10 protein-coding genes and 1 other RNA gene are annotated in these 12,137 nt (G+C 44.4%); all 11 read right to left on the bottom strand.

Annotated features, from left to right (window positions below):
- Positions 1–1,496 (bottom strand): cache domain-containing protein (locus tag NZ875_01655; GenBank protein ID MCS7174442.1); only part of this gene is annotated, 1,496 nt, incomplete at its 3' end.
- A 132-nt stretch (positions 1,497–1,628) separates the two neighbouring features.
- Positions 1,629–2,726, bottom strand: a complete 1,098-nt coding sequence (gene prfB / locus NZ875_01660; protein ID MCS7174443.1) for a peptide chain release factor 2 — start codon at positions 2,724–2,726, stop codon at positions 1,629–1,631.
- Positions 2,727–2,731: 5 nt separating this feature from the next.
- Positions 2,732–5,323 carry a preprotein translocase subunit SecA gene (locus tag NZ875_01665; GenBank protein ID MCS7174444.1) on the bottom strand — a complete coding sequence of 864 codons (2,592 nt, stop codon included), beginning with the start codon at positions 5,321–5,323 and terminating at the stop codon, positions 2,732–2,734.
- Between the two features lie 2 nt (positions 5,324–5,325).
- Positions 5,326–6,720, bottom strand: a complete 1,395-nt coding sequence (locus NZ875_01670; protein MCS7174445.1) for a hypothetical protein — start codon at positions 6,718–6,720, stop codon at positions 5,326–5,328.
- The gene (locus tag NZ875_01675) at positions 6,717–7,502 is read right to left on the bottom strand and encodes a TlyA family RNA methyltransferase (protein ID MCS7174446.1); all 786 of its coding nucleotides are present in this window, start codon (positions 7,500–7,502) and stop codon (positions 6,717–6,719) included. The genes NZ875_01670 and NZ875_01675 overlap by 4 nt, the downstream gene beginning before the upstream one ends.
- Positions 7,499–8,806, bottom strand: coding sequence for a hypothetical protein (locus tag NZ875_01680; protein MCS7174447.1), 1,308 nt, complete (start codon positions 8,804–8,806; stop codon positions 7,499–7,501). Before NZ875_01680 ends, NZ875_01675 begins: the two co-directional genes overlap by 4 nt.
- Positions 8,806–9,540, bottom strand: a complete 735-nt coding sequence (truA, locus tag NZ875_01685) for a tRNA pseudouridine(38-40) synthase TruA (protein ID MCS7174448.1) — start codon at positions 9,538–9,540, stop codon at positions 8,806–8,808. The genes NZ875_01680 and truA overlap by 1 nt, the downstream gene beginning before the upstream one ends.
- Before the next feature lie 23 nt (positions 9,541–9,563).
- Positions 9,564–9,895, bottom strand: an RNA gene (gene rnpB / locus NZ875_01690) — RNase P RNA component class A.
- Positions 9,896–9,899: 4 nt separating this feature from the next.
- Positions 9,900–10,802 carry a methionyl-tRNA formyltransferase gene (fmt, locus tag NZ875_01695; protein MCS7174449.1) on the bottom strand — a complete coding sequence of 301 codons (903 nt, stop codon included), beginning with the start codon at positions 10,800–10,802 and terminating at the stop codon, positions 9,900–9,902.
- Positions 10,803–10,807: 5 nt separating this feature from the next.
- Positions 10,808–11,305, bottom strand: a complete 498-nt coding sequence (gene def / locus NZ875_01700; protein MCS7174450.1) for a peptide deformylase — start codon at positions 11,303–11,305, stop codon at positions 10,808–10,810.
- Positions 11,256–12,047 carry a 5'/3'-nucleotidase SurE gene (surE, locus tag NZ875_01705; GenBank protein ID MCS7174451.1) on the bottom strand — a complete coding sequence of 264 codons (792 nt, stop codon included), beginning with the start codon at positions 12,045–12,047 and terminating at the stop codon, positions 11,256–11,258. Before surE ends, def begins: the two co-directional genes overlap by 50 nt.
- Positions 12,048–12,137: the final 90 nt, after the last annotated feature.

A 12,137-nucleotide genomic window follows, 5' to 3' on the forward strand; every position in this document is an offset into this window, starting at 1 on the left:
GTCTCTACATCAAAAGCATCCTCATCTTCAAAATTGTCTATGTTGAATAAAATCACGGTTTTTCCTTCGACTTCAACTATGAAGTTCAAACTGCATTTCACTTCATCGAGCTTTCCTACTTTTCTGAGCGTATCGATACTTTCTTCGTCTAAATGCCTTTCGTACGAAATCACATCGTTTTTCTTCCTTATGGAAGCTTTCCCTCCAACCCAGGATGTGACATCTTCCACAGGAAAACTCACTTTGGAAAGTTTCTTCAGATCATACCCAACCGCAGCTACAAAGATATAACTATCGTTCTTTCTCAATAGAACACTTCCACCTTGAGCTTTTGGAATCGCTTCGATCGCTTTTTCAAGTAAAAATTGATACATCTGCTCGATCTTCGCACCTTGAAGGTATTTCTCCGTGATGTCGAGTAATGCTTGCTGAGCTTTCTTCAAATGTAATTCTTTGTTGTAACTTATCTGAAGTTCTTCGAACTGTAAATTCGTGGTTCTAATCATTTCAGAAAACCGCTCAACCACCAATCTGAGCTCATCGACCTCGGTTTCGATTTTTCCAAAGGTGGGATTTTTCCCAATTTGGTGTTCCTTCAACATCATAGCTACGTTCTGAAGCGGTTCAACCACGTTCTCTTTCATCTTCTTTTGAACTTTCTTTAGAGCAAGCACGTTTGTTGCGAACAATGAGCCGAAAATACTCAAAGATATCGTTAGAGAAACTATGATCTGTCGAATCGCGCTGTATTCAAGAACTATATACGTTCTACCCACTGAAGCGATCGCAACATAACCTACCCAACCGTCCAGATGAGATAAAATCCTTTTTTCTGTTCCCAGCTGTGGCTTGAAGGTGCCTTTAATGGTTCCCCTCTTAGCCACGATCTGTCCAGACTCATCCATTATGTAACTGTTTTCAACGAGCAATCCTTCGGCCAGTCGACTCGCAACAAGATCGAGGCCAATTACCCCGATCACTTCACCATTCTCGTCCAATACTGCTTTTGCAATCGCTATCGCTGGTTCGTTCAATATGGCATGCACGAACGGATCCACAACCACATAATGCTTGGGGTTCTCGATTGCTGCTCTGTACCAAGGTCTTTCCCTCGGATCATAAGCAGGACCATAGTCGTACGGTGGATAAGAAAACATTTTTCCATCCGCACGACCAAAAGCTGGATAAGCCACGAGAGGTGAAAGATTTTCATAGATCTGCTGGAGCAAACTCAAAGTTTCTTCTCGATCTTGAAAGGAATTCGTTTGGGTGGACACGACGTTCAAAAGTTTTCCAAAATACTCTACCGTGTTCGACCAGTTTCTTTCGAGTTTCGTTGCGAGTGCAAGCACTTCTTGCTGGGAAATTTTTAAAAGATAGAGGAACAAGATTGGAAAAATCAAAGCGCAAAAGATGACACTGATCAAGATCGTTCCGCGAAAAGCTTGCTTTTGAATGAAATCTGTGAGCCTTATCTTTCCTTTTTTCTTGCTCACCAAATTGAATGCCTCCCTGTACAGGCTCAGCTTGGTCGTGAGTTCTTGAGCAAGTTCATTTATCTTAGTCTTATTTGTGTTGAAAAATGTGATTTTTAATAACGAATGGACGGTGATGAGAATGTGGGAAAGTCATCTCTTCGCAAAATACAGTAGTTCTGCTTCTATGAACGGGTCAAGATCACCATCCAGGACGGCATCCGCGTTGCTCATTTCGATGTCGGTTCTGTGGTCCTTAACCATCTTGTATGGATGGAGCACATAAGATCTTATCTGATTTCCCCAGGCGATGTCTTTCAGTTCTCCCTGTATTTCCTCGAGTTGTTCACGCCTCTTGGCGAGCTCGAGTTGGTAAAGTCTCGCCTTGAGCATCTTCAGTGCCATCGCCTTGTTCTGATGTTGTGATCTTTCACTTTGGCAGCTCACAACGATACCTGTAGGAAGATGCGTTATCCTCACCGCGGAGTCGGTTTTGTTCACGTATTGACCACCGTGCCCCGAAGCTCTGAAAGTTTCGATCTTCAAATCCTCAGGTCTTACTTCTATCTCTATGTCATCTTCTATTTCTGGTATCACGTTCACTGAGGCAAAAGAAGTGTGACGTCTGTGAGAAGCATCGAACGGAGAAATTCTCACAAGCCTGTGAACACCTCGTTCATGTTTCAACAAGCCGTAGGCATATTCACCCTTGATGAGCACGGTTGCACTCTTCACACCGGCTTCTTCACCAGGCTGAAAGTCCAGCAATTCTACACTGAAGCCTCTCTTTTCAGCCCACCTCATGTACATCCTCAGGAGCATTTGAGCCCAATCGTGAGATTCTGTACCGCCCGCACCTGGATGCACAGACAAATAGGCATTGTTTATGTCCAGAGGATCATTCAGCACAAGTTCCAATTCCAAACGTTTGATGTTTTTCTCCAAATCTGAAACGATTTCTTCCACATGTTGTGCTATTTCACGGTCCTCTTCCGCTAATTCCAGGCCAACTTCAACGTCCTCAAATTGTTTCTTGATCTTTTCGAAATCAAAGAGAAGATCCTTGGCGTGTCTGATCTTCTTAGAGATCTCGGCAGCTTTCTTTGGATCCTTCCATACATCGTTGCTAGAAAGTTGTCCTTCGAGTTCTTCGAGTTCAACCCGCAATTTCTCAGGCTCTATGAGTTTCGACAAACCTTCAAACTTATCCTTCAGTTCTTCTATCTTAACTTTCGTTTCGTAGGCAATCATGTTTTTCACCTCTTTATCCTGAACCGTTTTATCTTCTCGCCTTTCTGCAACTTTCTTCGCTCAGCCCTGTTAACAATGTTGAACTCTTCGTGAACAAGTTTGAGGTTCGACAGGTCTTTTTTTGCCTCACGCTGTGCCTTTTCCTCATCAACTTTCACGACTCTGAACATGAGACCGAGTATCGTATCGATGACACGGGTCATCATCTCATCGAACATAGCGTAAGTTTCTTTTTTGAATTCGATGATCGGATCTCTTTGACCATAGGCTCTCAGATTCACAGCTTCTTTCACATGATCGACTTCTTCTAGATATTGTCTCCAGTTATCATCGACCACACGCAACACCAGGAATCTGAGAAATTTGTCGTACTCTTCTCCTATTTCTTCCCTCTTTGCTAGGTACGCTTTCTTCAACTGTTCTATCAGATAGCTCTTCAGTTTCTCGGAAGTGTCGAATCTGGTCCCGTCGAGATTGATTATACCCTTTGGAAGAATGAATAATGAATTCTTCAAGCCATCCAGATCCCATTCCTTGCCGTTGCAAAAACTTTCTATCCTCTTGTTCACGAATTCCTCTATGAATTTGTACAAATGTTCCTCTATGCTTTTTCCTTCTAAAATCCAATCCCTTAGGGAGTAAACATAATTTCTCTGCGCGTCGAGCACTGTGTCCATTTCCATGAGATGTTTTCTGATGGAAAAGTTGACCCCTTCAACTTTCTTTTGAACTGTTTCAATGAGCTTGGTGAGCAAGGGATGTTCTATGGGCTCATTAGGTTTTATTTTGAGCAAGTTCATAACCTTTTCGAGTTGCTCGGCACCAAAAATCCTTAAAAGATCGTCCTCCAAAGATAGATAGAACCTTGACTCACCGGGGTCACCCTGCCTGCCAGACCTACCTCTGAGCTGATTATCGATGCGCCTGCTTTCGTGCCTTTCGGTACCAATGACATACAAACCGCCGAGCTCTGCCACTCCTTCTGCCAGTTTTATGTCTGTACCACGTCCAGCCATGTTCGTTGCTATGGTGATAGCTCCTTTTTCACCAGCTTTAGCAATGATCTCTGCTTCTTTTTCGTGATACTTGGCATTCAACACCTGATGTGGTATCCCAAGTTTTTTGAGCATGCCACTCAAAAGTTCACTCTTTTCGATGGACGTGGTACCAACTAAGACTGGCTGGCCTTTCTTATAGCGTTCGACGATGTCTTTGACTATCGCCGCATACTTCTCTGCCTGGGTCCTATAGATCACATCGTCATGATCAACCCTTATCATTGGTTTATGGGTGGGTATAACCACGACCTCCATACCGTAAATCTGCTTGAATTCGTCTTCCTCCGTTTTGGCAGTTCCTGTCATGCCTGCCAACTTTTCATACATTCTGAAATAGTTCTGGAACGTGATAGTCGCGTAAGTGATCGATTCCTCTTTTATAGGCACACCTTCCTTGGCTTCGATCGCTTGATGTAAGCCTCCGCTGTAACGCCTTCCAAAGAGTAGTCTGCCAGTGAATTCGTCGACTATGATCACCTCACCGTTCATGACCACGTAGTCAACATCTTTCTTGTACAGATGAAGTGCTTTCAGCGCGTTCAAAAGATAGTACAATTGGTTAACGTTGGTCGGATTGTAAAGATTCTCAACACCTATGAGTTTCTCCGCTTTTGAAATGCCTTGCTCGGTTAAGACAACCGTTCTGGCTTTCTCGTCGATTGTGAAATCTTCGTCTTTAACGAATCTTTTCGCCAAGGAAGCGAATTGTTTGTAAACAGAAGCACCGATTTTGGAGGGACCGGATATGATCAGAGGCGTTCTAGCTTCGTCTATCAATATGCTGTCAACCTCATCTACGATGGCGTAGTAGTGACCTTTTTGTACCTTATCGTTCAGATCGTACACGAGATTGTCCCTCAAGTAATCGAAACCGAACTCGTTGTTCGTACCATAAGTGATATCGCACTCGTAAGCCTGCTTCCTCGTGATCTCAATCAGTTGAACCTCAAAGGCTTGTACGGCATGAGGATTTTTCATCGAATCTTTTAAAAATTCACCATCGTAACCCTCAGGCCAAACGGACAGATTGTGATCGATCGCATATCCAAACATATCTTGATTTTTCCACACAACCTCGTAAGATTTTCCAAGCTGATTTATCACACCGACCCTTAAACCAAGGGAAAGGTACATTGGACCCATCCAGAGCGCATCTCGTCGAGCCAGATAATCGTTGACCGTGACCAAATGAACGTTTTTTCCGCTGAGTGCATTGAAATAGAGGGGCATCGTAGCAACAAGTGTCTTCCCTTCTCCAGTTTTCATCTCTGCAACCTTTCCCTCATGGAGTACAAAAGCGCCAACTATCTGCTCATCGAACGGATATAAACCCAAGACCCTTTTAGAAATGACCCTCGCGAGCGCAAAAGCATCGTATATATAAGATTCATCATAACCGCTTTTCTTCATCTGAATAGCTAGTTCGTAGAGCTCCTTGTTCGTCGCTCTGTGCAGAGGTTTTTCTTTCTGCTTCACTTTCTCTGTCATTTTGAAATAGCGTTTGAGCAACATTTTGTTCCTATCGATGAAGGGAAACATCTTCACATAACCTCCATTCTGTAGATCAAGCACTGACCGTCAAACTGTTGGGTCAGAAAGAACTTACCGGTTGCGTTCACTCCTAGCAAGAGTTTTAACAGTGAGCCAACGTCGATGTAAAGTCTGAGTATGTCTTGATTCGAATAATTGCGTGCGATGTATTGATATGCTACATCGTCTCTCAAACGCTTCCTGTTTGCGAGACGTTCGTATTCGTCTTTGGTCAAGTTTGTCATGATGAAGCGCTTTTCCGACGGAAAGAAACTTATGAAACCGTTGAGTATGGGTAATCTCATTTCATTTCCAAATGATCTTGCGCCATACTTGATCAAAAATCCGGGATCAATCTCTTTCGAAAGCTCAAAAACTGCAGCCAAGCGAATTTGCTCACCGAACAGATCACCCGTCATGTACACACGTCCTGTGCTGAATTTCAAGATATATGAGACAATATCATAAATCTTTTTCAATTCATCCTGCGCACCCTGAAACCACTGTGAAAGTGATTCAGCAAGATCCATCGGTCCTGCCGCGGTCGCAGAGAAAGCAAAGTTACCGATGAAGGGCATACCAAGCATGACCGTACTCGATGAAACGTACCTTTCCATACCTTTACTCGAGCTGAGTTGTTGGCGAACTTCTATTTTCAGAGATTCACCGACGGGAATGCCGATGACAGTGACATAATCTGTTTCTGCATTGTTACTCGACACGAATGGCCCTTTTATACGGAACGAATCTTTCCTGAAAAAACCGTAGAGCCACGCAGATTGATTCAACAATTCCCTTACGGCTATCTCTTCACTTTTCAACTGCATTGGGGCAAGATCGTAAGCATCCACGGCCTTCATCAAAGCAGTTCTACTCCCAGAAATTACTAAATAACCCTCGTGCACCGCAGCAAAAATTGCAACATCTGTATCGTGTAACGTCCAAACTCTATCGCTCTTCGTCAACTTCAAATCCATCAGCCTAGCCATGAGACGGAGTAATTGCTCTGGTTTCGACGATTTGAGAACTACAATGGAATTGCTACCGATGTTCCTGAGCACCTGAAAGTAGTAGTTCAAATCCAGCGAAAAGAACTGATCAAGGGTGAACTCGGTACCCTTCGATGCGAAAAGTATGTCACCTTCTAAAGCCTCGTAAACTGTGTTCATCGAGATACCCATGCTGTTACACGTGTTCTCAAGGAGCGATATGAAGACATTTTCAAGGGCTATTTTGTCTCCTTTCAGGATGAATCGAAACAGAGGCACATTGCTCAGCCTGTTGTAATAAAGGGAATTTCCTTTCAAAAGTACAAAAAAGTCGTAATCTTTTGGGACGAAAGATGTCACATCCGCAAGCAAAGCAACACACAAAAGAGCGAACAAAATCAATGAAAATCGTTTCATGTTTTACCCCTGCCCCGAAATCTGTTCCAAAAAGCTTCCACAATTTTTGAGACTGCCTCCATGCTGAATTCGTTCGCGCCTTTTCTTTTCAGATGGATAAAATATTCAAGTTGGCCGTCTCTCCCTGGCACATCACATCCGATCAAACTTACAGGGTACAAACGGTTTTCCTGCGCACATTTGAAGACCTCCATCAAGGTTTGAACATGAGCGGATACAGATTGTTTCAAACTTCTTCCAAGTTCGTACTGTGGTTTGAATAAAACTATAGCTTCACCATCTTCCTTGAGGATTCTATCTATGGCTGGGAGTATCAATTTCAGCGAGATGAAAGAAACATCACACAGAACGATATCAACCTTTTCACCAAGCACTTCCGGTGTCAGATACCTTGCGTTGAACTTCTCAATCGAAAATACTCTCGGATCTCTTTTCAAAGATTCATCGAGCTGGTTCTCGCCCACGTCTACCGCAAAAACCTTCGAAGCACCTTTCAGCAGAGCGAAGTGTGTGAACCCACCAGTGGATGCACCTATATCACACACAACTTTTCCAGAAAAGTCAACTCCGAGGGTCTGCCAAGCACTTTCAAGCTTTTCTCCACCCCTACTGACGTACACTCGCTCGTGCAAAATTGAGATTTGGACATTCTCCTCAACGAGTTTACCTGGTTTGGTACAGATCGAACCATTGACCAGAATGCGACCGAGTTTTATGAGATCGGCCGCTTGGGATCTACTCTTCACAAAGCCCTTTCTGAGCAGAAGCACATCTAGCCTCAACGTCTTTCTACCACCCAGCATCCAGATTCTCCGACTAAAACGACGCCCCAGTCAAAAAAGCGAACGACACTGATACCATCGAATCGGAAAATTTGGTCTGCATACACCGTGGCTTTTGAACCCTCAAGCAAAACACTCATGTCTGCACTTCTTATGAATCTTCCTTTTTTCTCTATCAATGCAATTATACCCTCCTGAGAGACACCGAAGTCTTGACAATACCTCTCTTGTATTGGTTCTCCCTTTTCATTGAGTTGAAGTAACTTCTCACCGGAGGCAACGTAAACCTCACCTTTATGTACGGCCAATCCCCATGCACCCGGTACAAGCTTTTCCCAAATCAAACGTCTACTTTTCAGATCGAACGATCTCACATAACCAGCTATGTCTAGCACGTACAATCTCTGCTCAATACATACCCATTCGATTATTGGACCACTCACACGCATGAACCAGGAAAGATCCAAAGGTGCGATCATGCCACAAGAAAGCACCAAGAGATCTTTGCTGCGACCCACAACAGTCGTTTGAAAGCTAGAACCTTCTGATTTAACCATCACGCGCCAAGGTATGATCCTATCATCCACCACGTCGAACGGTTCTTGAGCCACTATGCTCTTGCCATCTGGAAAGGTGAGCGATCCATCTCTGTAGATGACATAACCTTTAGAGGTTTTGTACACCATCTTGGCACCTTCGAAGAACGATGTTTTTGCCAGAGTGGTATCTTCATCTATGTAGATCACCTTACCGAAGAGATTGTAGAAACCTTCTGAAAGCAATTTTCGTTCACCATTCACGGTGAGTGAAACGATCTTTTCAGGCACCTTGATCTCAACAGGTTTGGTCTGTCCGATTCGCTTCTCAAAGATGATACGGTCCGCCACGAGCACACTGTAACCTGCTTCTGGGAACTCAATGAAACTGAACAGCTCTCTGAGCTTCTCGACAAGTTTCGCTGAGAAATCTTCTTCTTTCCACAGTTCGTCAGAATTATCCCACTGCCAATCCCGATAAATCAATTTCGTATAGATCAGACCAGATTGCTTTCTAACTTTTGTATAAAGAACATCAGCTATACCTACGAGTACGCCCACACTGTTTAAACAAGATTCAACAACGCCTTTCAGTTCGCTCGGCCCATCGTATGCGAGCGTGACCAGTGGAAGCTGCATCCACTTTTTAATCAAGAGAATATCATCAGAAGCAGGTTCAGTTTCACCAATGTAATAGAGCACGCCATTTTGCTGAACGATGTTCAGTTTCCTACCAAACAAGTCTAATTTTCCAACCTCGAAGGCCATCAAAACTCCACAGAGTAGAAGTATAACCCATGTGCAGGTGCCGTAGCTGGAGCTACCGATCTGCTCTTCGCCTCGAGTATCTCTTTTATTTTCTCTGGTTCCCATTGCCCAGTCCCCACTTTCACGAGTGCTCCAACGATATTTCTGACCATCCTACGCGCGAAAGATCTACCTTCAATGCGTATCAAGATCAGTCTTTTCCTCAATCGTAAAATCCGGATTCGGTAAATGGTCCTCACCGTGCTCTCATCGTCTTCAACTTTTATAAAGCTTTTGAAATCATGCTCTCCTTCCAAATAGCTTGCGGCTGCACGCATCTTTTGCACATCAAGATTGTAAGGGAACCACCACGCATAATGCCTGATGAACAGATTCGGTTCTGGAGCGTTGTAGATGAAGTAATGATAGACTCGTCTTTTGGCCTCGAAACGTGGATGAAAGTTCCTATCGACTTCGATTACCTTTCTGACGTACACATCGTCTGGCAAATTGGCGTTCAATGCGTTTTTCATACTGATTTCGTCTATATCTATGGGACTGTCAAAAACCACAACTTGACCAAGTGCATGCACACCCGTATCGGTTCTGCCAGAAACCAGTACGTTCACTTTGGTTTTGAATATCCTCTCGAGCGCGTTCTCAATGACCCCTTGAACGGTTCTCACACTCGGTTGAGTTTGAAAGCCAAAAAAGTTTGTACCGTCGTACGCTATCACAGCCATGAATCTCTTCATGGACGCTTTCCTCCTTCTAAAACTCACGGAGAGGGACTGTAAGCCGGATTCTGTCGAGGGTGGTCATCTATCTAGGGGGAGCATTTCTGCCCCCCTCAAGCGGCCTACCCGGGGTTATGGGCGGGCCACCCACCCCTGCTTGGCCTTGCTCCAGGTGGGGGTTACCGAACCACTGGGTCACCCCAGTGTTGGTGAGCTCTTACCTCACCTTTTCACCCTTGCCCTGCTCGGGCGGTTTGAAGTTTCTGTGGCCCTTTCCGAGGATCGCTCCTCCTGGGTGTTACCCAGCACCCTGCCCTACGGAGTCCGGACTTTCCTCAAGCCTCAAAAGGCTCGCGACCACCCGTCCCTCTCCGCGATCAGAGATGAAATCTATCGTTGATTTTTAGCAGTCTCCCATTGAAAGCTTCGCTGAACTTCATCTTCCTCTTGCCTGGAAATTGAATGTGAGAAACCAGCACAAGACCAGAAGAAGTCGTTACGAGAGCCCCATCATGATTGATATGAGCGATGACGCCTGGCTCGTCAGTTTCACATCGTTCAATCGACTTTGCCCCGAAAATTTTAACATACACTCCGTTGAGTACCGCCCTGGCACCAGGCTTCGAATCGTACGCTCTTATTTTATCCTTCACTTTTTCAACCGGCCGTGAAAAATCAACGAGCAAGTCTTTCTCCTCGATCTTAGGCGCGTAGCTGGCCCGTGATTCATCTTGGGGAGTTAACGGGTGAGAAAAAGGGTCTTTGAGAAAATCGATCAACATTTTGCAACCTAGTTCAACGAGCTTGGCCTCAACTTCATCGAAAGTTTCAAACTCTCCTATTTTTAAACTTTCTTGCATCGCTATTGGGCCAGCGTCGAGCTGTTCGGTGAGTTTGAAAATAGTCACACCAGTGATCTTCTCACCATTTTCGATGGCACGTTGAATCGGTGCAGCTCCTCTGTATTCAGGAAGCAATGATGGATGAACATTGTAAAAAGGTAACATATCGAGATAATGCTTCGATATGATACGACCATAGGCCACGACAATACAAATGTCCGGTTTCAACATCTCAAATGGCACGAGTTTGAGCTGTTCGTAGACTGGTATGGCTGCTTTTTTTGCAAGTAATTTAACGGGGCTCGGCGTGGGTTTCAAGCCCCTACCTGCTGGTTTATCTGGCTGTGTGACCACCGCAACAACATTCACATAATTTTCTAGCAACGCTTTCAGATGCTCCGCCGCAAAGTTTGGTGTTCCAAGGAAAAGTACTTTCATCTTTTTCACCTTTGGTGAACTGAGCGTTTCACTATGTCTAGCAGCTTTTCACGTATAGCTGCTCTTCTCTCTGCTGGTATCAAATCAACGAAGAGTATCCCATCCAGATGGTCATACTCATGTTGAACGATTCGTGCACTGTAGTCGACAAATTTTTCTTCTCGCTCGACGTTATTTTCGTCCCTATATTTGACGATCACTTCTTTGCTGCGTTCAACGTTCTCAAAAATCTCGGGAACACTCAGACATCCTTCTTCACCAACGATCTTTTCCTCACTTTTGTAGACAATCTGCGGATTTATCATAACCCTTGGTTTACCATCGTCCATCACGATTATTCTCAGAGATACTCCGAGCTGAGGAGCTGCTAAACCGATACCATCGTTCGCGTACATGACTTCAAACATCTCCTTGACAAGGTTCAAAACGTATTCATCTATTTGAGAGACCTCTTTAGCCTTCTTCCTGAGCACAGGATCTCCGAGCAATCTTATCTTCCTCACGTTTGGCTGCCTCCCTCAATCTGTTCAACAATCGTTCGTTTGTCATAAAGACAGTTATGGGTGTGACTGAAACATAACCTTGTTTGACAACGATGTAATCACAATCGCTCCTTTCATCGTCCTCAATCACATCACCATACATCCAGTAGTACGTGTTTCCCAACGGATCTACACGAGCCTCAAACCTGTCGGCATATCTTCTCGCACTTTGACGCGTTACTTTCCAACCTTTGATCTGTCCAGGCGGGAAGTTCAAATTCAAAGCTGTGAACTTTTCAATTAAAGAAAGATCGAATTCCTCGATGAACCTTAAAGAAAATTCAGCCGCGGTTTTATAGTCAAAATCCTCATTTGCAGGTGCCGACAAAGCGAGGGAAGGTATACCGAGCAAAGCACCTTCTATGGCTCCAGAGACTGTTCCGGAGTAAACTATGTCCGTGCCAAGGTTATAGCCAAAGTTGATTCCACTCACCACAAGATCTATGTTCTTCTCACCGATTACCTCAACACCTAACTTCACACAGTCTGCCGGAGTTCCGGTTGTGGCATAGACTGGTATGTGCTCAAAGACTTTCACTCGCTTTACCCAAATGGGCATTCTCACGGTGATAGCATGACCCGTGGCACTCTGTTCCGATTCAGGTGCTACAACTAAAACATCGTGTCTTTTGGAAAAAATTTCTGCCAATGTCAGCAATCCCACGGACGTGACACCATCATCGTTTGTAATCAGAATACGCAACATCATCACCTCTCGCCGCAGGTTGATTTTATCACAAAGTCTCTCATTACCTCTTTCTGGGATCTTCGCTCAATACGTGTTACAATTTAT

It is taken from the genome of Pseudothermotoga sp. (assembly GCA_025060105.1).
In the GTDB taxonomy this organism is placed as follows: domain Bacteria; phylum Thermotogota; class Thermotogae; order Thermotogales; family DSM-5069; genus Pseudothermotoga_A.